At 68.7% G+C, this 20,968-nt stretch carries 20 protein-coding genes; 12 read left to right on the top strand and 8 right to left on the bottom strand.

Annotated features, from left to right (window positions below; genetic code table 11):
- Positions 1-7: 7 nt before the first annotated feature.
- Genes ACTWPT_RS35040 through ACTWPT_RS35030 form a run of 3 tightly spaced genes read left to right on the top strand, consistent with a single transcriptional unit; the run spans position 8 to position 3,580 of the window.
- Positions 8-946 carry an ABC transporter permease gene (locus ACTWPT_RS35040; protein WP_443181798.1) on the top strand — a complete coding sequence of 313 codons (939 nt, stop codon included), beginning with the start codon at positions 8-10 and terminating at the stop codon, positions 944-946.
- Positions 943-2,730, top strand: coding sequence for an ATP-binding cassette domain-containing protein (locus tag ACTWPT_RS35035; protein ID WP_443181797.1), 1,788 nt, complete (start codon positions 943-945; stop codon positions 2,728-2,730). Before ACTWPT_RS35040 ends, ACTWPT_RS35035 begins: the two co-directional genes overlap by 4 nt.
- Complete coding sequence (locus tag ACTWPT_RS35030; protein ID WP_443181796.1) at positions 2,723-3,580, top strand: ATP-binding cassette domain-containing protein; 858 nt, start codon at positions 2,723-2,725, stop codon at positions 3,578-3,580. Before ACTWPT_RS35035 ends, ACTWPT_RS35030 begins: the two co-directional genes overlap by 8 nt.
- Before the next feature lie 60 nt (positions 3,581-3,640).
- On the opposite strand, the gene ACTWPT_RS35025 is transcribed toward ACTWPT_RS35030, so the two are convergent.
- A complete protein-coding gene (locus ACTWPT_RS35025) occupies positions 3,641-4,081 on the bottom strand; it encodes a MarR family winged helix-turn-helix transcriptional regulator (protein WP_443181795.1) in 441 nt (146 codons plus the stop codon).
- Between the two features lie 98 nt (positions 4,082-4,179).
- On the opposite strand from ACTWPT_RS35025, the gene ACTWPT_RS35020 reads away from it, so the two are divergent.
- The 6 genes from ACTWPT_RS35020 to ACTWPT_RS34995 all read left to right on the top strand — a co-directional run bounded on the left by ACTWPT_RS35020 (position 4,180) and on the right by ACTWPT_RS34995 (position 9,907).
- Positions 4,180-5,280: a substrate-binding domain-containing protein gene (locus tag ACTWPT_RS35020; protein WP_443181794.1), complete on the top strand. Its 1,101-nt coding sequence runs from the start codon at positions 4,180-4,182 to the stop codon at positions 5,278-5,280.
- A 138-nt stretch (positions 5,281-5,418) separates the two neighbouring features.
- The gene (locus tag ACTWPT_RS35015; protein WP_443181793.1) at positions 5,419-5,700 is read left to right on the top strand and encodes an FmdB family zinc ribbon protein; all 282 of its coding nucleotides are present in this window, start codon (positions 5,419-5,421) and stop codon (positions 5,698-5,700) included.
- Positions 5,701-5,727: 27 nt separating this feature from the next.
- The gene (gene fmdA / locus ACTWPT_RS35010) at positions 5,728-6,975 is read left to right on the top strand and encodes a formamidase (RefSeq protein ID WP_443181792.1); all 1,248 of its coding nucleotides are present in this window, start codon (positions 5,728-5,730) and stop codon (positions 6,973-6,975) included.
- 33 nt (positions 6,976-7,008) lie between these two features.
- A complete protein-coding gene (locus ACTWPT_RS35005) occupies positions 7,009-8,040 on the top strand; it encodes an alpha/beta fold hydrolase (RefSeq protein WP_443181791.1) in 1,032 nt (343 codons plus the stop codon).
- A gap of 48 nt (positions 8,041-8,088) precedes the next feature.
- A complete protein-coding gene (locus ACTWPT_RS35000) occupies positions 8,089-8,631 on the top strand; it encodes a DUF1097 domain-containing protein (RefSeq protein WP_443181790.1) in 543 nt (180 codons plus the stop codon).
- 538 nt (positions 8,632-9,169) lie between these two features.
- Positions 9,170-9,907: a DUF6081 family protein gene (locus ACTWPT_RS34995; RefSeq protein ID WP_443181789.1), complete on the top strand. Its 738-nt coding sequence runs from the start codon at positions 9,170-9,172 to the stop codon at positions 9,905-9,907.
- Positions 9,908-9,961: 54 nt separating this feature from the next.
- Here ACTWPT_RS34995 and ACTWPT_RS34990 read toward each other — a convergent pair whose 3' ends face one another.
- The 5 genes from ACTWPT_RS34990 to ACTWPT_RS34970 are packed head-to-tail and all read right to left on the bottom strand — an operon-like array spanning position 9,962 to position 15,448.
- Positions 9,962-11,011: an LLM class flavin-dependent oxidoreductase gene (locus ACTWPT_RS34990; protein ID WP_443181788.1), complete on the bottom strand. Its 1,050-nt coding sequence runs from the start codon at positions 11,009-11,011 to the stop codon at positions 9,962-9,964.
- Positions 11,008-12,504, bottom strand: a complete 1,497-nt coding sequence (locus ACTWPT_RS34985) for an APC family permease (RefSeq protein WP_443181787.1) — start codon at positions 12,502-12,504, stop codon at positions 11,008-11,010. Before ACTWPT_RS34985 ends, ACTWPT_RS34990 begins: the two co-directional genes overlap by 4 nt.
- Positions 12,488-12,742, bottom strand: coding sequence for a hypothetical protein (locus tag ACTWPT_RS34980; RefSeq protein WP_443181786.1), 255 nt, complete (start codon positions 12,740-12,742; stop codon positions 12,488-12,490). Before ACTWPT_RS34980 ends, ACTWPT_RS34985 begins: the two co-directional genes overlap by 17 nt.
- Positions 12,739-14,238, bottom strand: a complete 1,500-nt coding sequence (locus ACTWPT_RS34975; protein ID WP_443181785.1) for an FAD-binding oxidoreductase — start codon at positions 14,236-14,238, stop codon at positions 12,739-12,741. The genes ACTWPT_RS34980 and ACTWPT_RS34975 overlap by 4 nt, the downstream gene beginning before the upstream one ends.
- A gap of 19 nt (positions 14,239-14,257) precedes the next feature.
- The gene (locus ACTWPT_RS34970; RefSeq protein WP_443181784.1) at positions 14,258-15,448 is read right to left on the bottom strand and encodes a (Fe-S)-binding protein; all 1,191 of its coding nucleotides are present in this window, start codon (positions 15,446-15,448) and stop codon (positions 14,258-14,260) included.
- A 69-nt stretch (positions 15,449-15,517) separates the two neighbouring features.
- Here ACTWPT_RS34970 and ACTWPT_RS34965 point away from each other — a divergent pair, with 69 nt between their 5' ends.
- Complete coding sequence (locus ACTWPT_RS34965; RefSeq protein ID WP_443181783.1) at positions 15,518-16,270, top strand: FadR/GntR family transcriptional regulator; 753 nt, start codon at positions 15,518-15,520, stop codon at positions 16,268-16,270.
- Between the two features lie 10 nt (positions 16,271-16,280).
- Positions 16,281-16,988 carry a PDC sensor domain-containing protein gene (locus ACTWPT_RS34960; protein ID WP_443181782.1) on the top strand — a complete coding sequence of 236 codons (708 nt, stop codon included), beginning with the start codon at positions 16,281-16,283 and terminating at the stop codon, positions 16,986-16,988.
- A 93-nt stretch (positions 16,989-17,081) separates the two neighbouring features.
- On the opposite strand, the gene ACTWPT_RS34955 is transcribed toward ACTWPT_RS34960, so the two are convergent.
- Entirely contained in the window at positions 17,082-17,831 is a 750-nt protein-coding gene (locus ACTWPT_RS34955; protein ID WP_443181781.1) for an IclR family transcriptional regulator, read from the bottom strand.
- Between the two features lie 184 nt (positions 17,832-18,015).
- Between ACTWPT_RS34955 and ACTWPT_RS34950 the strand changes: the two genes are divergently transcribed.
- Positions 18,016-19,227 carry an FAD-dependent monooxygenase gene (locus ACTWPT_RS34950; RefSeq protein WP_443181780.1) on the top strand — a complete coding sequence of 404 codons (1,212 nt, stop codon included), beginning with the start codon at positions 18,016-18,018 and terminating at the stop codon, positions 19,225-19,227.
- Here ACTWPT_RS34950 and ACTWPT_RS34945 read toward each other — a convergent pair.
- On the bottom strand, positions 19,206-20,855 hold the full coding sequence (locus ACTWPT_RS34945; protein WP_443181779.1) for a RecQ family ATP-dependent DNA helicase: 1,650 nt from the start codon (positions 20,853-20,855) through the stop codon (positions 19,206-19,208). The two genes, ACTWPT_RS34950 and ACTWPT_RS34945, sit on opposite strands and share 22 nt — an antisense overlap.
- Positions 20,856-20,968 lie beyond the last annotated feature (113 nt).

Raw genomic sequence — 20,968 nt, 5'->3', positions numbered from 1 at the left:
AGTCAAGTTGTTGGCGTTCCTCGCGAAGAGAATCGGCGCGGGTCTGTCAGTGCTCCTGGTGGTCCCATCCCTCACGTTCCTGCTCATGTACGGCAACGCGGCGAACGCCGCGCGGCAGATCCTGGGTGAGAACGCGACGCCCGAGCAGGTCGCCGCCAAGTCGGCCGAGCTTGGTGTCGACAGGCCGCTGTACGTTCAGTTCGTCGACTATGTGGGGCACCTGTCCCTGGGCGACCTCGGCCGCTCCTGGTTCACGGCGGAGCCCGTGGGCTCCCTGGTCACCAGCCGGGCCACCGTCACCCTCACCGTCGTGATCGGCTCGATCCTGGTCTCGACGCTGCTCGCCTTCGCCCTGGGCGTCACCGCCGCACTCCGCCGGGGCGCCCTCGACATCGCGCTTCAGGTGGTCGCGATCGTCGGCTTCGCGGTGCCGGGTTTCTGGCTCGCACTGCTGCTCGTGTCGGGCCTCGCGCTGCAACTGCGGCTCTTGCCTGCGACAGGATTCGTCCCCTTCACCGCCTCGCCCGGCCAGTGGCTGGCATCGATCACCCTGCCCATCGTCGCCCTCATGGTCGGCGCGGTCGCCGGCGTGGCGCAGCAGGTGCGCGGCGCCGTGATCGACGTCCTCGAACAGGACTACGTGCGGACGCTCCGTGCGCGCGGCCTGCCGTCCTGGCGGGTCGTCGTGCACGTCCTGCGCAACGCGAGCGCACCGGCGCTGACGGTCGTCGCGCTCACCTTCGTCGGCACGCTCAGCGGCGCCGTCTTCGTCGAGCGCATCTTCGCACTCCCCGGACTCGGCCTCGCCGCCACGAACGGGGCGATCAACGGCGACGTACCGGTCATCATGGGTGTCGTCCTGGTGATGACCACCATCGTCGTGCTGGTCAACCTCGTGGTCGACCTCGCCATCGGCCTTCTCAACCCGAAGGTGCGTCTTTCATGAGCCAGATGGTCTCGATCCCGGCCCCCACAGCGGTCGCGGCACGGCGTGGTGTCATCAGCAAGGTGCTGCACGACCCGCTGGGGATCATCTCGCTGATGGTCCTGCTGCTCATCCTGTTCGCGACCGTACTGGCGCCCGTGCTCGCCCCCCAGGACCCGGCCCGGTCGTCGCTCGACGACATCTTCGCCACGATCTCCGCCGGGCACCCGCTCGGCGGCGACAGCGCCGGCCGCGACCTGCTCTCCCGGCTTCTGTACGGCGCCCAGGTCAGCCTGCTCGGCGCGACCATCGCCCTCCTCACCTCGCTCGTCATCGGACTGCCCGCAGGGCTCATCGCCGGCTACTACGGCCGGACCTTCGACTCGGTCTCCTCGTGGGCCTCCAACCTGCTCCAGGCGCTGCCTGCGATCATCGTCCTGCTGGCGCTGCGCACGGTGTTCGGCCCCTCCATCTGGACGTCGATGGTCATCTTCGGCGTCATGCTCGCGCCCGGCGCGTACCGCCTGGTGCGCGCCACAGTGAGCGGGGTACGCAACGAGCTCTACATCGACGCCGCCCTGGTGTCCGGCCTGAGCGACACCAGGATCATCGCCCGGCACATGATTCGCGTCGTACGCGGGCCGCTCATCATGCACAGCGCCATGGTGCTGGCGATCTGCATCAACATCCAGGCCGGACTCGAGTTCCTCGGCTTCGGCGACCCTCAGACCGCCAGCTGGGGCTCCATGCTCAACGAGGGTTTCCTCAACATCTTCCAGGCTCCGCAGATGCTGTTCTGGCCCGGCCTCGCCCTCTTCATGACCTCGGCCGCCCTCGCCCTGTTCGCGAGCAGTCTGCGGGACGCGCTGCAGGCGGGCGCCGCGAAGCCGGTCCGGCGCCGCCACCGCGTCACTGCTTCCCCGGCCGGGAACAACGAAGGGAGCGGAGCTCCCGAGACAATAGGAACGGCGGCCCCGTCGAGCGCGCTGCTCTCGGTCCGAGATCTGCGCGTCGCCTACAGCGCCGGTTCCATCGAGGTCGTACACGGAGTCTCGCTCGATGTCGCACACGGCGAGGTCGTCGGCCTCGTCGGCGAGTCCGGATCGGGCAAGACCCAAGTCGCGCTCTCGGTCCTCGACCTGCTGCCGACCGGCGGCGAGGTCACCTCTGGGGCGATCGCGCTCGCCGGCGAGCCGCTTCTCGGCCGCTCGGCGTCGTTCCTGCGCACCGTGCGCGGGCGCCGGATCGGCTACATCCCGCAGGAGCCGATGAGCAACCTCGACCCGTCGTTCCGGGTCGGCAACCAGCTGAGCGAAGTCGTCCGGGTGCACCTCGGCCTCTCCCGAGCGGCGGCGCGTGACCGCGTGCTCGACCTGCTCGCACGGGTCGGCATCCCGGACCCCGCGCGCACGTACCGTGCCTTCCCGCACGAGATCTCCGGCGGTATGGCGCAGCGAGTCCTCATCGCCGGTGCCGTGTCATGCGATCCCGAACTGCTCGTCGCCGACGAGCCGACCACGGCGCTCGACGTCACGGTGCAGGCCGACATCCTCGACCTGCTCCGTGACCTGCAGCAGGAGAAAGGTCTCGGCGTGCTGTTCGTGACGCACAACTTCGGTGTCGTGGCCGACATCTGCGATCGCGTCCTCGTGATGCGGCAGGGCGAGATCGTCGAGGGCGGGCACGCCCAGGCGATCTTCGACACGCCGCGGCACGACTACACGCGCTCGCTGCTCGGCTCGATGCTCGACGGGCGGCCGTCCCGGCTCGCCCGCGCGAAGGCTACGGGAGAGTCTCGTGTCTGAATCACTGCTCGAGGTTCGAGACCTCGTTGTCGAGTATCCGTCGAAGGGTTTCCGCTCGAAACCGTTCCGTGCCCTTCACGGGGTCTCGATCGACGTGAAGCCCGGCGAGACCGTCGGTCTGGTCGGCGAGTCGGGCTCGGGTAAGACCACACTCGGCCGCGCCATTCTCGGCCTCGCCCCGGTGACTGCCGGCTCGATTCGGTTCGAGGGCCGGGAGATCGGGCACGCCTCGCGCCGTGCGCGCCGCGGGCTCGCGCGCGAGCTGCAGGTGGTCTTCCAGGATCCCTACACCTCGCTCAACCCGAGCATGACGGTCGGCGACATCCTCACCGAGCCACTCTGGGTCACCGGCGTCAGGCGACACGCCGCCAAGGCGCAGGTACGCGAGCTCCTCGACCAGGTTCGGCTGCCGAAGGACGCCGTGGACCGCTATGCGCGGGAGTTCAGCGGCGGCCAGCGCCAGCGAGTCGCGATCGCCCGGGCACTCGCGCTGCGTCCGAAGCTCGTCGTCTGTGATGAGCCTGTGTCGGCACTTGATCTCTCGACCCAGGCGACCGTGCTCGATCTGCTGATCGAGCTGCAGGAGTCGCTTGCTGTGGCATATTTGTTCGTGTCGCACGACCTGGGCGTCGTGCGCTACATCAGCCATCGGGTGGCGGTGATGTATCGAGGGGAGCTTGTCGAGGACGGGGACGGGGACGTCGTGACATCGAGCCCCGAGCATCCGTACACGCAGCGCCTCCTGCTCGCGGCGCCCATCCCGGATCCGCATCGGCAGGAAGTCAATCGAGCCAACCGCCACCGCCTGCTCGCACAGCAGGTCGAGCAGGACCTACAGGCGAGGCTTTAGGGGCAAAATCGAGCCGTGCCGGTGCGAGATGACGGCGATCGCACGCAGCACGCCTCCGGGTCATTGCCCCAGACGGCCGGACACGCGGACCAGCAGGGCCCGCAGCAGGGCGATCTCCTCGCCGCCGATGGCGTCGACAATGTCCTTGTATTGGCACTCCACCGTGGCGGTCCACTTCTCGAGTGCCTGGCGCCCGCGCTCCGTCGCGAACACCAGCACGCGCCGACGGTCCGCCTCATCCACCCGGCGATGCACGAGGGTCAACGACACCATGCGGTCGATGACCTTGGTGAGGCTCGGCGGCGAGAGCACCGCGAATTCGGCGACCTCGGTCATAGGGTGACCGTTGCCGTCGCCCAGCAGTGACAGCACGCGCCACTCCTCGATCGTGGCGTTGTCCGCTTTCAGCGCCGCACCGAGCTTCTGTACGACACTCCGTTCGACGAGCGTGAGGAGCCGCGCGAAGTCGAGGTCGCGATGTACGGTCGCTGCAGTCGTCAACTTCCCTGCCAAGAGATCGTGGTGGCCTTCCCTCCCACGGTACCATTCCTTATCGCTGTGAAATATTTCAGTAACAAGTAATAGATAACGTTACCTACATGATCGAGAAGTCGCGCCTGTGGCCCGGCTCTCCCGCAGGGCCCAAGCGCCATGACACGCTGGACGTCGCCCTCGTGATACCGCTCCAGGGCCCGGCCGGGATCTTCGGGCCGTCCTGCGAGTGTTGCGCGCAGTTGGCGGCCGAAGAGGTCAATGCCGAGTCGGGAGTGCTGGGCAAGGAGCTGCGGCTTGTGCTCGTCGACGGTGGGGCGCCGCCCGAGCAGGTGGCGAACGAGATCGACGCGCTGATCTGCGCAGGCATGATCGACGCCGTGGCCGGTTGGCACATCTCCGCGGTACGCGAGGTCGTCGCTCCGCGCATCGGCGGACGGGTGCCGTACGTCTACACCGCGCTCTACGAGGGCGGCGAGCGGTCTCCTGGGGTGTTCCTCACCGGGGAGACGCCGAATCGCCAGCTGCGGCCCACGCTGGAATGGTTCGCGAGCGAGCTGGGAATCCGGCGATGGACGATCGTGGGCGACGATTACGTCTGGCCGCGATCGTCGGCCCGCGCGGCCCGGCACTACCTGGCCGAACTGGGCGGCGTCGTGTGTGACGAGATCTATGTGCCGCTGGGCACCGAGGACTTCGGGGAGACGCTGAGCCGGGTCGCGATCAGCGGGTGCGAAGCGGTCCTCATGCTCTTGATCGGCAATGACGCCGTCAACTTCAACCGCGCGTTCAGCAGTGCGGGGCTGGATCGAGACCACGTCCGGTTCAGCTCGCTGATCGAGGAGAACGTCCTCCTCGCCACCGGGCCGGAGAACACGCGGGGCCTGATGACCTCGGCGGGATACTTCGAAGACCTGCCCACCGCGTCCGGGCTGGACTTCGCCGCGGCCTACAGGCGCAGGTTCGGCTTGCAGGCGCCGGTGCTCAACAGCCTGGGCGAGTCCTGCTACGAAGGCGTGCGCATGCTCACCGAGCTGCTGCGCAGGGCGGGTGTGCTGGACGTGGAGCGGATCCAGGCGATGGCCGAGGGGCTGGAGTACGAGAGTCCGCGCGGCACCGTCCAGGTGCGAAACCGCCATCTGAATCAGCGTGTGTTCCTCGCGGCCGCCGACGGCCTGCAGTGGGACGTCCTCCAGCAGCTCTCCTAGAGAGAGTCTGACCTCACCTCCGGGGCGTAGCGCCACCCGAACGCGCGGCGCGCAGCGTTTACCTGCATGTAACGTCTCTCGCCTTCCAGATTTACTTTCTCCAAAAATACTTCAATCGCGAAGTTTTTGAGGAGTGTAATGACTACGTACCAGTACCGGTGTGCGGGATGCGGCCCCTTCGACGTGGTACGCCCGATCGGGGAGGCCCGGCCGGAGGAACCGTGTGAAGCGTGCGGTCACCAGTCACGTCGTGTCTTCACCTCCCCGATGGTGGTCCGCACAACAGCCGCGCTGGCCCGAGCGTTGCACGCCCAGGACGCAAGCGCGTACGAGCCCTGCGTCGTCGACGCGGTCCCCGCATCCCGGCGGGCACCCGCACGGACGGCGGACCCCCGACACGCCCTTCTGCCGAAGCCCTGATCGGCGAAACCCGTTTGGAGGCAGCACATGCCGGAAGTCATCTTCAGCGTCGACCAGACCCTGTCCATGCGCGATCAGAAGGTCCCGGGCCACAACCGCTGGCACCCGGACATCCCGCCGGCCGCCACCGTGTCGCCGGGAACGGAATTCCGTCTCGAGTGCCGGGACTGGACCGACAACCAGATCGGCAACAACGACTCGGCCAATGACGTCCGCGACGTCGACCTGACGCACGCTCACATGCTGAGCGGCCCGATCGCGGTGGAAGGAGCGGAGCCGGGAGACCTGCTCATCGTGGACATCCTGGACCTGGGTCCGATCCCGCAACCGACGGGCGACGGATCGGGCTCGGGCTGGGGATACACCGGTGTCTTCGCCCGCGACAACGGTGGCGGGTTCCTCACCGACTACTTCCCGGACTCGTACAAAGCCATCTGGGATTTCCACGGACAGATGGCCACCTCGCGGCACATCCCCGGTGTCCGGTATACCGGGATCACCCATCCCGGCCTCATGGGCACCGCTCCGTCCGCCGAGTTGCTGGCCCGCTGGAACGCCCGGGAACAGGCCCTCATCGACACCGATCCGTACCGGGTGCCGGCGCTGGCGCTGCCACCGCTGGCGGACAACGCGCTGGCGGGGCAGCTCACCGGTGAGAACGCGGCCAGGATCGCCCACGAGGGCGCCCGCACGGTGCCGGCCCGGGAGAACGGCGGCAACCACGACATCAAGAACTTCACCCGTGGCTCCCGGGTCTTCTACCCCGTGCACGTCCCCGGCGGCCTGCTGTCCGCCGGCGACCTGCACTTCAGCCAGGGCGACGGGGAGATCACCTTCTGCGGCGCCATCGAGATGGGCGGGTTCCTGGACCTCCACGTCGACCTCATCAAGGGCGGCATGGAGAAGTACGGCGTGACCACGAACCCGATCTTCATGCCCGGCAACGTCGAGCCTCGCTACAGCGAGTTCCTCTCGTTCGTCGGCATCTCCGTGGACCACACCACCGACACCAACCACTACCTCGACGCCACCATGGCGTACCGCAACGCCTGCCTGAACGCCATCGAATACCTCAAGTCCTTCGGTTACAGCGGCGAGCAGGCTTACCTGCTTCTCGGCTCGGCGCCGATCGAGGGCCGGCTCAGCGGCGTGGTGGACATCCCCAACGCATGCAGCACGCTCTACCTGCCGACGGCGATCTTCGACTTCGACATCCGCCCGACGGCCGACGGTCCGCGCAAGGCCGATCGCGGCCGATGCGCGGTGACCTCCTGACGTTCCCGTTCACCCTTCAGAAAGGGTCCTCCCATGAACGACTACCAGACCTTCGACCTGGGCGACTTCACCACCCAGCACGGCGCCACTCTCCGCGGCGCGTTCCTGGCCTACACGACGTACGGCAAGCTCAACGCGGACAAGAGCAACGTCATCGTCTACCCCACCTGGTACTCCGGGCGGCACTGGGACAACGAGTGGCTCATCGGGCGGGGCATGGCGCTCGACCCGGAGCAGTACTTCATCATCGTCCCGAACATGCTCGGCAACGGCCTGTCCAGCTCGCCGAGCAACACCCCCGCCCCCTACGACCGGGCTCGTTTCCCGCACATCACGGTCTACGACCAGATCGTGGCGCAGCACAAGCTGGTGACCGAAGTGTTCGGCATCGAGCGCATAGCGCTGGTGACCGGCTGGTCCATGGGTGCAGGGCAGACCTACCAGTGGGCGGTGAGCCACCCGGAGATGGTCGAGCGGATCGCCCCGTTCTGCGGCTCGGCGCGCACGAGCGCCCACAACTTCGTCTTCCTGGAAGGCGTCAAGTCCGCCCTGACGGCCGACTCCGTCTTCGCCGGCGGCTGGTACGGCGAGCAATGGCCGGCCACCGGGCTGCGCGCCCTGGCCCGGGTGTACGCCGGGTGGGGCTTCTCCCAGGCCTTCTACTGGGAGAAGTCCTGGGAGGAGCTCGGCTACACCTCCCTGGAGGATTTCCTCGTCGGCTTCTGGGAGGGGTTCTTCCTGGACGGCCGGGATCCGAACAACCTGCTGGCCATGCTCTGGACCTGGCAGAACGGAGATGTCGGCCGCACCCCCGGCTTCGACGGCGACACCGAGGCCGCCCTCGCCTCCATCAAGGCGACCTCCATCGTGATGCCCGCGGAAAAGGACCTCTACTTCCCGCCCGAGGACGAGGAATGGGCGGTCAGCCACATGACCAACGCCGAACTCCGCGTGATACCAGGCATCTGGGGCCACTTCGCCGGGCACGGCAGCAATCCGAAGGACACCGCGTTCATCGACGCGGCTCTGCGTGAACTTCTGGCCAAGCCTGGCGGCCTGGACTGAGGCACCTGTCTCCTGCACTCGGCAAGACCTCCGTATTGGAGCCCCTGCATGCGCATTCGCCTACCTCATGAGGTCAGCGCCTCGATCGTCGCCTTCGCCACCGTCTTCCTCGCCATGAGCCCGCTCAACCTGCCGACGTGGGCCATCTTCATCACCTGGGCCGGTACCTTCCTCCTCGGCGGTCCGACCAAGGCCAACGCGGTGAAACTGATCACCGCCACCACCGCCGGGGCGGGATTCGGAGTGGTCGCCATCCTGCTCAACCGCGCGACGGGCAATATGTTCGGCACCGGGTCATTCGGCCAGACCGTGGCTTTGGGGCTGGTCATCTTCGTGGTCAACGGCACACTGCTGGCGGCCGGCCGCCTCCAGGTGCTCTCCCTCATCCCTGGGATGTTCTTCGGGTTCGCGTCGCTGTTCGCCACCTACTTCGGTGGATTCGGCTTCGCCTCCGACAATCTGGCCGCCGCCTTCGTGAGCTCCGCCGCGATGAGCGCCCTCGGCCCCCTCTGCGCCTTCCTGGGCCTACGTCTGATGTTCGCCCCCGCCGAGCAGCCGGAAGAGCGCGAATCGCAAAGCGCACCGTCCTGAATTCTCCAGGATCACACTTATCCGAACATCCCCTCATCGATTTTGCCTTTCAGCACCGCGCGCACGACGCTTCCACCTCCGCTTCATGGCGCAAAAGAAAACCCCGCCCTGGCCACGCAATATGAGCTTTGAGCATGCCTTCACCGAAGCTCAGCACAGTCCAGGGCGGGGTTGAAAGACGCCGAAGCCTTGCCACAACTTCGGAATGCGAATCATTCGGCACCGTCCGAAAAGGAAGGTCAGATGTCGGCGACCGTCAAACAAGCCCGGCGTTACAACTCGTGGACCAAAAACAGCACGCTGGAGGATTACTCGCTCCGATACGCTCCGAAGTCCTTTCGCCGCTGGTCATCTCGCGCCGGCGAGAGCCCGTCACCGAACCGAAGGAGGAGACTACAGCGGGCATGTGAGGCCGCTCGTGGCGATCAGTTCCGGAATGAATCGGAACGTATGCACGCTCGGCAATCTGCATGTGACGTCACATCTGTGTGCCGCCGGGGGTCTTCCTCTAGAGGGCGTGAACAGAAGGAGACGCATAATGGCGACGTATCGCGACGGCTTCGTCACGTACGACGAGCTCACGGGGCCGGACCTCGACGCTGCGCGCTGGAGCCCGGCGCGCCTGCCGCTCCCGGCGGGCGGCGACCACATCCCGCTGGACCCCAACGCGGAGCTGGCCGTCGGCGAAGGTGAGGTGCGGGTGACGATCCCGCGCTTCTCGCTGTCGCACGACACGTTCCAGCCAGCCGACAGCGCCAAGTACCTCATCTTCTCGACGCACCAGTTCGAGCTGCCGCCGGATCGGCCCGCGACGTTCGCCGCCGACCTCGCGGTCGAGAACATCGGCGGCGAACCCGGGGACTACCGTCGGGGCATGGCCGCCTTCCACGCTTTCGATTTCGACAGCAAGCGCGTGTTCGCCGTCTGCGGCACCTCCTCCCGCGTGCTCGCGTTGCACGAGCAGTTGGGCGCGTGGGGGGCAGAGGAGCCGTTCTACCACGTGGTCGAGTCGCCGTATGAGGACTTCAACGACGACTTCGCCACCCGGCTTCGCACGTGTGAGATCACGCTCGACCGGAGCAGATCGACGGCGGTCTGGCGCGTCGACGGCAACACGGTGTACGAGACCCACGGCACGTTCGTCCCCGAACGCGTTCGCCTCGGGTTCGGGATCTGGACGATGCTGCCGATCCGGGACGGTCGCAGTCGCTCGCTCGACGGGCAGGGCATCGACGCGCGGTGGCGCCGGTTCCGTGTCCGCGGGGTCGACGCATGAGCCGCCACCGGGGCCGGCCGAGGGGTACGGCGTCGTCCGCCGTACCCCTTCCGGTCAGGCGAAGGCGGGCATGATCTGGTCGTGGATCAGCCTGAGCTGGCTGTCCACATCCGCCACCTCGGGCAGCTCCCGTCCCATGAACTGCTTGACCAACGTCGCGTCGGTGATGGCCAGGATCATGTGATTGACGCCCGACGGCTCGATCTCGCGCTTGATCTTGGCCACGCATTCCTCCGGGGTGCCGGCGATGGACAGCCGCTCCCCCAGTTCGGGCGTGGTCAGCTCGATCGCCCTGGCCAGGTCGCCGGCGCCGAGGGCGTCGACGATCGGCTTCATCGCGTTCGGGTCGACGCCGTTGCGTTCGAGCTGCTCGGCGGGCATGGACGAGGCGTAGAGGCCGACCATGCTGCGGGCGGCCTCCTTCGCCACGGCCGAGTCCGGGCCGGTGGCGAAGACGACCCAGGCGCCGATGTCCATCGTCGAGGCGTCCTTGCCCGCCTTCTCCGCGCCGGCTCTGAAGTGCTGGACGAGGTAGTCGTAGGCCTCGCGGGTGTAGCTGAGCGCGTGGTGCACGCCGTCGGAGTGCTCGCCGGCCGCCCGGAAGGAGCGCGGTCCGCGCATCGCGCCGAGTTTGACCGGGACGCGGTCCTGTACCGGGCGGGCGAAGGTGAACAGGCCGCTGTACTTGAAGAACTCGCCGTCGAAGGTGATCGCGCCGTCGTCCAGCAGCGTGCGGACCACGTGCGCCGCCTCCTTCACGCGCGAGAGCGGCTTGGTGACCGTCCAGTCGATGTTGTACTGCGCGAGCAGCCCGAAGTTGCCGCTGGACAGCACCACCTCGGCCCGCCCGTCGCTGAGCTCGTCGAGCGTGGCCGCCGCCTGGGCGATCAGGGTCGGCTCGCGCAGCACCACCGAGGACACGCTGGGCCCGAACCTGATGCGGGACGTCTGCTGGGCCGCGGCGGCGAACAGCAGCCACAGATCCTTGTGCCAGGTCTCGTCGGCCGCGTAGCAGGCGTAGAAGCCGAGCTCGTCGGCCAGGCGAATGGACGCCAGCGACTCGCGCAGTGGGTAGTCGGGCAGCATCACGTAACTGAACTTCATCGTGCGACCTCCTGAGGGATGGCGTCGCCCGAAGGGGCGTCGCCCTTGTCGTACGGCCTGGCGACCAGCAGGTAGACCAGCCCGGCACCGACCACCACCAGTCCGGACAGGGCCACCAGGTAGTTGTCGTACCAGGGGGCGTCGGGCGTCCTGGGCCAGGCCATGTTGAGGATGGCGAGCACCCCGTAGACCAGCGCGGCCACATTGACGGCGAGCCCCGCGCGGCCGAGCGTGAACGGCCCGGACGGGCGCCAGCCGCGCAACCTGGCCCGCAACGCCGCTAGCACCACCATCTGGAAGCCCAGGTAGATGCCGAGGACCGCGAAGGAAATGATCTTGATGAGGGCGTCTTCCGACACGATGGAGCCGAGCACGACCAGCGCGGGTACGACGGCGGCGACCAGGAGCGCGTTCGGCGGGATGCGCCTGGCCCTGGAGAACCGTCTGAACACGCGACTGCCGGCGATCATGTCGTCGCGGGCGTAGGAGTACAGCAGCCTGCTGGCCGCCGCCTGCAGGCTGAGCGCGCACGACAGGAACGACAGCAGCACCACGCCGAGCACGACCTTGAGGCCGGTGGCGCCGAAGGCGGTGGTCAGCACGTTCGTGACGGGGTCGCCGTCGGCGCCGGAGACGACGGCGGCGAAGTCGGGCACCGCCAGCAGCAGCGCCAGGCAGACGAACGTCGCGGCGGCACCGCCCACGTAGATGGTCATGCGCATGGCCTTGGGGATGCGCCGCGTCGGGTCGGGCACCTCCTCGGCCACATCACCGCACGCCTCGAATCCGTAGTACTGAAATATCCCGATAAGCCCGGCGGCCAGGAACGCGATGAAATATCCGGATTCCGACCCGGCGCCGAACGAGTCGAACAGCACCCCGAGCCCGTGGTGCCGCTGGGTGAGCAGTAGCCACCCGCCCACGGCCAGCGCCCCGACCAGCTCGGCCGCGAAGCCGATGATCGCCGCCATCGCCAGAGCCCTGGTCCCGGCCATGTTGATGGCCAGCGCCACGGCCAGGATGATCAGCGCGCAGAGGATCGTGTTCCCCGTGCCCACCTCGATCCCGAGAAAAGCGGATAAGTACGGCCCCGCCCCGTACGCCACGCTGGCGATCGTCACCAGCAGCGCGACCAGGTACACCCAGCCCGTCATCCAGGCCCACCGCCGTCCCCATAGCCGCCTGGCCCAGGGGTAGATGCCGCCGGTCAGCGGGTACTGCGAGACGATCTCACCGAAGACCAGCGCCACCAGGAACTGCCCGGCGCCCACGATGACCAGGCTCCAGATCATCGGCGGGCCGCCGACGGCCAGCGACGAGGCGAACAGCGTGTAGATCCCGACCACGGGAGACAGGTACGTGAAGCCGAGGGAGAAGTTGGCCCACAGGCTCATGTCCCTGCGGAACTCGGAGGTGTAGCCGAGGTCGGCCAGCCGGGCGTCGTCCCCTGCGTCAGCCCCAGGGCTCAGCGGGGCGTCATTCGTCGAGGTCATCGAGCAACTCCTCGCCGGAGATCACCTTGTCCGCGAAGTGCCGGTGCATCCAGGCCAGGTGGTCGGCCCGGGACCGGACCAGGCGCAGCGTGTCCCAGTTGGGGAAGGCCTGCTGCGTGACGTGCTCGGCCATGAGGCCGGGCTCGACCTCGAAGACGTGCTCGAATCGGGTGATCGCGACGTCGGTCACCCGCTGAACCGGTGGAGGCGACATCTCCTCCTGATAGCGATATTTCACGATTTCTCCGCGTATGCCTGGTCGAGCAGATACTTGCCGGGGTTCATGATGTTGTTCGGGTCGATGGCCCGTTTGATGTCGAGCATCACGTCGTACCCGCCGCCGAGCTCGACGGGCACCAGATCCACCTCACCCTCGCGGCAGGAGCCGTGGCAGGCGCTGATCGAGCCGCCGTGCGCCAGCGACACGGCGGCGAGGTCGCGCTTGGCCCGCACCCACGCCTCCCAGGCGGCGTCGTCGAGCCGCTGCTCCCAGATGCCGATGTCGATCTCGGTGAGGTAGTCGGCGCCGGTCGCGCCGTTGGTGTAGGCGAACATGCCCCAGTCGTCGAACACGTCGCTCTCCCGCCTGAGCCGGTCGGCGATCTCGTGCCAGGCCAGCCGTACGGCGGGCAGGTTCGTGTAGTTGATCGAGGCGTCCTCGCAGTGCCAGCTCATCGGGACGACCTGGCCCGACCGGGTACGGCCGTGCAGCGGCGTGGCGTACCTGTCGTGCCTGGCCGCCCAGTCGCCCTCGGAGATCTCGTCGCCCAGATAGCGGGCGCCGAGCGAGCGGGCGATGCGCAGCAGCCTCCTGCCGCCGGCCCGCACCTCGTCCTCGTAGCCGTACATGGCGGCGCAGACCAGCGCCTTCACCGACGACGGCTGCGGGATGTAGGCCTCGTCGTCGCGCCGCAGGTAGTCGACTTTCCACTCGTCGAACAGCACCGCCCCGGCGAACGTGGCCACGCCGGCCCGCGCCAGCGCCCCGACCGTGCGGTAGGCGCTGTCGTAGTCCTCGAACGCCCAGAACGGCGAGAACTCCGCCTCCGGCTTCGGGAACAGCTTCAGCGTCGCCTCGGTGGCGATGCCGAGCGTGCCCTGATGGCCCATGAACAGGTGCTTGAGCTGGTACCCGCTGGAGCTCTTGGTGATCTTCCGCCCGATGCCGTCGCCGATGTGGATGACCCGGCCGGTCGGCAGCACGTGGTCGAAGCTGAGCACCAGGTCACGGGTGTGTCCGTAGCGGGAGCCGATCAGCGACCAGCCGCTGGTGCCGATCCGGCCGCCGACGAGCGAGCACGGATAGGACGCCGGATCATCCGGATATATCAGGCCGTGCCGGGCGAGGACCTCGTTGAGCTTGAGCGCGTTGATCCCGGTGCCGACCGTGCAGGTACGGTTGTCGAGGTCGATCTCCCTGATCTGGTTGATCCGTTTGACGTCCACGACGATGCCGCCGCGCAGGGGCACCGCGCCGTCGGTTAGCCCGGTGCCGCCGTCGCGCGGCACGACCGGGATCCGCAGGCTGTTGGCCAGCCTGAGCACCTCCGCGACCTCCTCCGTGGAGGCCGGCAGCACGACCAGGTCCGGCATGCGCTCCGCCCACCGGTGCACGGGGAACGGCGCGGGCACGCGCGCCCGGTTGAGCCGGTCGGCCTTGCCGGTCAGCACGTGCTCGGGGCCGAGAATCTGCCGGAGCTCCTCCAGCACGGGGTCGCCGAGTAGGACGGTCATGACGCCACCTCCGGCGCGCTCATGGGGCCACCCCCAGCGACTCGGCCAGCAGCTCGTGCAGGTCCACGACGTCGATCGAGCGCGCCTGGCCGGCCTCCGACAACGGCCGCTCCGACCACGGGCAGGCGCTGACCAGCGTGTCCACGCCCAGCTCCGCCGCCTTCTCGACCCGGTTCTCGCTGATCTTCGCGGTCAGCTCCGGCTTCTCGACGGGCAGCCCGCCGCCCCCACCCGAGCAGTACGACCACTGCGTCACCCGGTCCACGTCATGGAAGGTCAATCCGGGAATGGCCCGCAGGATCTCCCGCGGCTCCCGCCAGACGCCCTTGCGCTTGTTGAGCCGGCACGGGTCGTGGTAGGTCACCGTACGCTCGACCGGGACGTGCGGCGTCAGCCTGCCCTCCCTGATGAGCTCCGCCAGCAGCTCCACGACCAGCACGATCTCGATGTCGTAGGTGTCGCCGAAGTACTTCGGATAGTCCTCGGTGAAGGTGATGTAGTCGTGCGGGTCGAGCACCAGCACCCGCCGCACCCCGGCCGCCCGCCAGTCGTCCAGGTTGTGCTGGGCGAACCGGCGCGCCTGCTCCTCATAGCCCATCTCGGCCGCCGGCCCACCGCAGCACCACTGCTCGTTCATCAGCCCGAACTTGTAGCCGGCGAGGTTGAGGATGCGGGCCACCGAGCGCGGCACCGACGTGCGGTAGAAGGCCGCTTCGCAGTCGACGAACAAGATGGTCTCCCCGCCGATCGGCAGGTCCAGCCCGTCGGCCCAGTCGCGTACCCGCGCCTGGTCGACCGGGGTGCCGTTCAGCACCGGCTCGTGCCTGCGCTCGTCGGTGAGCAGGTTCCAGCGCTGCCAGCCCGGCTGGTGCACGCCCTGCGAGACGGCCAGCCCGCGCACGGCCTTGACCAGGTCGACCGTACGGGTGCGGAAGCGGTAGAAGTCGCCGGTGAACAGCGAGTTGGGGCAGCGCAGCTCGCACGCGCCGCATCCGGTGCAGTTGACGTAGTCGGCCGCGACGTCCGCGACCTCGAGCTCACCCTTCTCCATCGCCACGACGTTGGCGTGGAAGGCGGTGGGACTCCAGGACTCGTTCCGCGTGACCTGCATGACCGGGCAGACCTCGCGGCAGAACTTGTGGCCTGAGGAGAAACAGTTGTAGGCGGCGTTGCGCCACTCCTCGGCGAACCTCTTCTCGGGATCCGGCATGTGGCCTCCCTAGGGTGGGTTGCGCTTAAAACTATGAGTTCATATTTCAAAAGGCAATATGCTCTGCTCATGAACCAGCGCGCGGGGGCGCTCCCCAAGGCGGCGGTCTTCGCGCCGCTCGATGACGGCTCCGGCCGGGTGGAGGTCGTGGTGCGCCGGCTGGCCGAGGCGATCGCGCTCGGCCTGATCGCCGACGGCGACCAGCTGCCCGCCGAGCTGGAGCTGGCGAACGCGCTCAACGTCTCCACCGTGACGCTGCGCGCGGCCCTGGCCGCCCTGCGCGAGCGCGGGCTGGTCGAGACCCGCAGGGGGCGTGGCGGCGGAACGTTCGTGCTCGCGCCCTCCGACCCGTCCACGGCCCGGCTGCGGCGCCGCCTGCGCGAGCTCAGCACCTCGGAGCTGCGCGAGATCGGCGACTACCGCTCCGCGATCGCGGGCACCGCCGCCCGGCTGGCCGCCCTGCGGGCCTCCGCCGACAACGTCACGCGCCTGCGCCAGGTCCTCGCCCGCCTCGACGCGGCCACCTCCGTGGGCGACCGCCGCCGCGCCGACGGCCGCTTCCACATCGAGGTGGCCGCCGCCGCCCAGTCCGTACGGCTGACGCGCGCCGAGATCGACATCCAGGCCGAGGTGGGCGAGCTGCTCTGGCTCCCGTACGGGGAGGCCGTCGACCCGCAGGACGTGGTACGCAGCCACACCCAGGTGATCGACGCCATCGAGGCGCGCGACCCGGCCCGGGCAAGGTCGCTCACCGAGGAACACATCGACAAGGGGATAGAGCGTCTGATGGAGTTCCATTGGCGGCTCGTCGCATCCGAGTGAGGAGGCAACGATGAGCGATCGGCACGTCGGCCAGGTGGCGGACCGGGTCCACACGATCGTCGCGGACATTTTCAGCTCGTTGGATCGCATCCTGGCGAGCGTCGTGGCGTGCTATCGCGCCTCCGGCTCGTTCGTCTGTGCCGACCTGGCCGCGGTCCGGCCGGAGATCTTCGCCTGCCTGAGCAGGACGCAGGAGGTGGTGGCGGGAGCCGGCGTCATCGTCGCGCCCGGCGTGCTGGCCGACCGCCGGCGGTGGCTGGAGTGGTGGCAGGCGCCGCCCGAACAGGATCCGATCTTCCTCGACGTGGACCTCGACCCGGAGAGCCTCGACTTCTACGACTACACGGCCGCCGAATGGTTCGCCGTGCCCGAGCGCACCCGCCGCCGCCACATCGTCGGCCCGTACGTCGACTACGGCGGCACCGACACGTACATGCTGACGTTCACCGCGCCCGCCGAGGTGGACGGCCGATTCCTCGGCGTGGTGGGCGCCGACGTGCGAGCGGCCAGGTTCGAGGCGCTGCTGCTCGGCGTGCTGGCCGCGAGCCCCACGCAGATCACGCTGGTGAACGCCGAAGGCAGGGTGGTGGCGGCCAACTCACCGCGGTTGCCCGCCGGCTCCCTGCTCCTGGATCCGGGGTCGGACCGGCTCCCGTTGCCCGAGTTGCCCTGGAGCATCGTCACGTCCGCCAGGGACCGGGCGATCAGCCCCCTGTAGGAGACCGGCGGCCAGGGAACCGCAGTGGAACCGGAGACCTGCCACCCGTCCGCCTGGCGGTCCGGGATTTTGGCGAGTTGGGGGAACAGCCAGTCAGAGGCCCTGAACCTTGACTCCGGGACGCCATCCCAGCGCCCGTGACAGCCCGAGGCCGCTCGCGAGGAGCGTGGGGAGCGCCGCCTGCAGTTTCAAGGAGCCGGCGCGTACGACGACCGACATCGCCGCGACGACTCGGCCGTCCCCGTCGACGATCCGGGTGGCCACCGAGTCGGCGTCGGCCGTCAGCTCCCCCCGGACCGTGGCGATCCCGGTCCGCCTGCACTCGGCGAGTTCCTTCCGCAGGATGCCGGGGTCGACGACGGTCTGCCGAGTGTGCCGCCGCAGACCGTCGGCAAGCATGCTGTCGACGAACTCGCGGCCGGCATGGCCGAGCAGCACCTTGCCGACGCCCGAGCAGTGCAGCGGCAGGTGTCCCCCGACGCGGGAGACGAGCCCGAGCGCCTCGGGCGCGGACAGCCGCTCGATCACGACGGCCTCGGTGCCCTCCCGGATCGCCAGCTGGACGTGTTGGTGGAGGGCCGCGTAGAGATCCTCCATGAACGGCTGGGCGAGCGCTCTGAGGGATTCCGTCCGAGGCGCGAGGGTGCCGAGCTGCCAGAGTCGCAGCCCGACGGTGAGCCGGCCGTCCTCTCTCCGGTCGAGTGCACCGGCGTCCACGAGCTCGATGACCAGCCGACGAACGGTGGCGTGTGGAATGCCCGTTCTGCGCACGAGATCGGCGAGGCTGAGCACGCGCTGATCGGATCGGAACGCGAAGAGGATGTCGAGAAGGCGCGAACTCACACTCCGGCCCGGCTCGTTGGTTCGTGGCATGCCGCTCGTGCCCCTCTCTGGCGATCGCCCCGATGCTATGCAAGAACGATGTTCATTGAATGACCATGTCTGTCCGAAGAGCGATCCGGGTCCGTCACCATGACGGCCGTGGTCGGCTCGCCAGGCGAGCCACGACGGACTGGAGTGCAACAGAATGACCGGATCAACCACCGGAACACCGCGAATCGCCATCCTCGGTGGCGGTATCGGCGGCCTCGCCGCGGCCGCTTTCCTCCATCGAGCGGGACTGCCCAGCACCGTGTACGAACAGGCGACGGAGCTGAAGGAGGTCGGTGCCGGACTGGTGGTCGCACCCAATGCGGCCCGCCTGCTACGTCAACTGGGCGTGCTGGACGCGTTCGCCCGACGGGCGGTCCGGCTGGAGGTGGGATGGGAGTTCCGGCGCTGGCAGAACGGAACCGTCCTGTCCGCGGAGAACCTTGCCGCGTCGTGCGAGCGACTGTACGGCGAGCACACGTACACCGCGCACCGGGCGGATCTGCTGAACGCCATCAAGTCCACGGTGCCCGAGTCCGCCCTCCGGCTCGGCAAGCGCTGCGTCGAGCTGATCTCCCCTACCGGGTGTCCGGTCCTGCGATTCGACGATGGCGAGGTGGTGGAGGCCGACGTCGTCATCGGGGCGGACGGCATCCACTCGATCATCCGGAATGCGATCGCTGGGCCCACGCGGGCGACGTACTCGGGAATCTGCGCGTTTCGCGCGCTGGTGCCGGCCGACCGCGCGCCCGCCTTCGCGCGCAGGCCCGCACAGTCGCTGTGGATCGGGCCGGACCACCATCTGGTGCACTATCCCGTCTCCGCAGGCGAGTTCGTGAATCTGGTCGCCTTCGCCCCGGCAGGCGACGACTCCGTCGAGTCGTGGAGTGCCACCGCGACAGTTGAGGAGTTCCTCGCGGAGTTCGCCGGGTGGGACCCGAGGCTGCTGGATCTGATCCGCGCAGGGGGCACGCCGGGACGCTGGTCGCTGCTGGACCGGGCACCGCTGCACCGCTGGAGCAGCGGGCCGGTCACGATCCTCGGGGATGCCGCGCATCCGATGTTCCCGTTCTTCGCCCAAGGCGCGGCGCAGGCGATGGAGGATGCCGCCGTCCTCGCCCGCTGCCTCGCCGACCAGGTCGGCGATCCCGCCGGGGCACTCCAGCGCTACGAGGCGCTGCGCATTCCGCGCACGAGCCGGATCCAGGAGCTCAGCCACGCACGGTCGCACGTCAACCACCTGCCCGACGGGCCGGAGCAGGAGGCACGTGACCGGGCCTTCTCCGATGCGGACCCGCTGGTCGCCAATGGATGGATCTACGACTACGCCCCGGACATCGCCGCGGCTCATGTGTCCGAGTCACCCTGATCTCGCAGGACGTCCTTCAGCGTGGCCAGCGACAGGGTCTTGTAGCCGACCGAGTCGAACAGCACGGTGATCCGGTCATGGTCCCGGCTCATGACCGTCCCTGGCCCCCACATCTTGTGCGTCACTTTCGCTCGCACAGGGAACGCCCCTTTGCCGGGCGCCGGCTCCAGCTCGCGCGCCTCGCCGTTCGCGCAGGTGTCGCACGCGCCACACGTCCGGGCGTACGGCTCGCCGAAGTATTCGAGCAGAAACCGGCGGCGGCAGCCCCTGGTCTCCGCGTAGCCGCGCATCATGTCGATTCGCGAGTCGTCGACGCGGTGTCGTGCCTCGTCCAGCTCGGCCGCCCGCGCGGCGGCCCGCTCCGGCGTCAGCCTGCCGGAGGTGTAGCGCAGGTCGCCGGTGTCGGTCACGGTGAGCGCGCCGGCCCGTTCCAGCAGGTTGACGAGCCTGGTGAGGTTGGACGTGCTCATCTTGAGCAGCGCCGCCAACTCGCCCGCAGGCACCGTGCCGGCGTGCTCGCGAGCCAGTGTCGCCACGCGCAGCAGCGCTTCGCCGTTGGCTCGGCCGCCGGTGAAGAACCGGCGCAGGCCCAGATCCTCCTGCCGGTAGAACAGCACCGCCGAGGCGGGCGCGCCGTCCCGGCCCGCTCTGCCGATCTCCTGGTAGTACGCGTCGGGCGACTCCGGCGGCCCGGCGTGCAGCACGTAGCGCACGTCCGGCCGGTCGATGCCCATCCCGAACGCCGAGGTCGCGACGATGGTGTCCACGTCGCCCTTGGTGAACAGCTCGTGTACGCGGGTACGCTCGGCGGTTCGCATGCCCCCGTGGTACGGCTCGGCCCGGCGTCCCCGGCCGGCCAGCGTCGCCGCGTACTCCTCGGTCTCTCTGCGGGTGGCGACGTACACCAGGCCGAGGCCCTCGTGGGAGGCGGCATACTCGACCAGCGCCCGACTCTTGTCCGCGGCGCGGACGAACCGCCGGACCTCCAGCGAGATGTTCGGCCGGTCGAACCCCCTGACGATCTCCGCCGGGTCGGCCAGGCCGAGCGAGCGGACGATTTCCTCGCGTACGTTCGGCGCAGCGGTGGCGGTCATCGCCACCACAGGCGGATGCCCCAGACGCTCGATGACCTTCCCGAGCCGCAGATAATCGGGGCGGAAGTCGTGCCCCCAGGATGAGACGCAGTGGGCCTCGTCGATCGCGATGAGCGACGGCGCGGCCTGCGCGAGCCGTTCGACGACGGCGGGCTTGGCGAGCTGTTCCGGGGACAGGAACACGAACGCCGCATCCCCTGCCGTCACCTTCTCCAACCCGGCCGCTGCAGACGAGGTCGAGTTCACCGCCACGGCGCCGCCCGCGTCGGCCTTGAGCAGGCCGGTCACCTGGTCACGCTGGAGTGCGATGAGCGGCGAGACGACGATCGTGGGTCCGTCGAGCAGCAGCGTGGGAACCTGGTAGACGGCCGACTTGCCGCCACCGGTCGGCATGACGAGCAGCACGTCACGCCCGTGGAGTAAGTGCTCCATCGCCTCCTGCTGGCCCGGGCGCAGCTTCCGCCAGCCGAAGCGCTGCAGGGCCACGGCTCGCAACCGTCGCCCCTGCCGCCCGAACCGACCCCTCAACCTCATCCACAATCCCATGCCACCCATCCTTCATCCGGTGGGCGGTCATTACCCGCGCTCCCGGGGCGCATGCGCCCCCGCTGCGCGCAAGGACACGTGCGACCGATCAACACCGGGCG

The organism is Nonomuraea sp. 3N208, from assembly GCF_052245935.1.
In the GTDB taxonomy this organism is placed as follows: domain Bacteria; phylum Actinomycetota; class Actinomycetes; order Streptosporangiales; family Streptosporangiaceae; genus Nonomuraea.
Note: the sequence above shows the minus strand (reverse complement) of the source record. Positions and strands in the feature narration are given on the sequence as shown.

Bases quoted from the DNA above. Each gene is read 5' to 3' on its own strand.
- ACTWPT_RS34950 (WP_443181780.1), top strand. From the start codon at position 18,016: ATGACCGGATCAACCACCGGAACACCGCGAATCGCCATCCTCGGTGGC.
- ACTWPT_RS34990 (WP_443181788.1), bottom strand. From the start codon at position 11,011: ATGAAGTTCAGTTACGTGATGCTGCCCGACTACCCACTGCGCGAGTCG.
- ACTWPT_RS35020 (WP_443181794.1), top strand. From the start codon at position 4,180: ATGATCGAGAAGTCGCGCCTGTGGCCCGGCTCTCCCGCAGGGCCCAAG.
- ACTWPT_RS34995 (WP_443181789.1), top strand. From the start codon at position 9,170: ATGGCGACGTATCGCGACGGCTTCGTCACGTACGACGAGCTCACGGGG.
- ACTWPT_RS34960 (WP_443181782.1), top strand. From the start codon at position 16,281: ATGAGCGATCGGCACGTCGGCCAGGTGGCGGACCGGGTCCACACGATC.
- ACTWPT_RS34965 (WP_443181783.1), top strand. From the start codon at position 15,518: ATGAACCAGCGCGCGGGGGCGCTCCCCAAGGCGGCGGTCTTCGCGCCG.
- ACTWPT_RS34945 (WP_443181779.1), bottom strand. From the start codon at position 20,855: ATGAGGTTGAGGGGTCGGTTCGGGCGGCAGGGGCGACGGTTGCGAGCC.
- ACTWPT_RS35000 (WP_443181790.1), top strand. From the start codon at position 8,089: ATGCGCATTCGCCTACCTCATGAGGTCAGCGCCTCGATCGTCGCCTTC.
- ACTWPT_RS35035 (WP_443181797.1), top strand. From the start codon at position 943: ATGAGCCAGATGGTCTCGATCCCGGCCCCCACAGCGGTCGCGGCACGG.
- ACTWPT_RS35005 (WP_443181791.1), top strand. From the start codon at position 7,009: ATGAACGACTACCAGACCTTCGACCTGGGCGACTTCACCACCCAGCAC.
- ACTWPT_RS34985 (WP_443181787.1), bottom strand. From the start codon at position 12,504: ATGACCTCGACGAATGACGCCCCGCTGAGCCCTGGGGCTGACGCAGGG.
- ACTWPT_RS34970 (WP_443181784.1), bottom strand. From the start codon at position 15,448: ATGCCGGATCCCGAGAAGAGGTTCGCCGAGGAGTGGCGCAACGCCGCC.
- ACTWPT_RS34975 (WP_443181785.1), bottom strand. From the start codon at position 14,238: ATGACCGTCCTACTCGGCGACCCCGTGCTGGAGGAGCTCCGGCAGATT.
- fmdA (WP_443181792.1), top strand. From the start codon at position 5,728: ATGCCGGAAGTCATCTTCAGCGTCGACCAGACCCTGTCCATGCGCGAT.
- ACTWPT_RS35015 (WP_443181793.1), top strand. From the start codon at position 5,419: ATGACTACGTACCAGTACCGGTGTGCGGGATGCGGCCCCTTCGACGTG.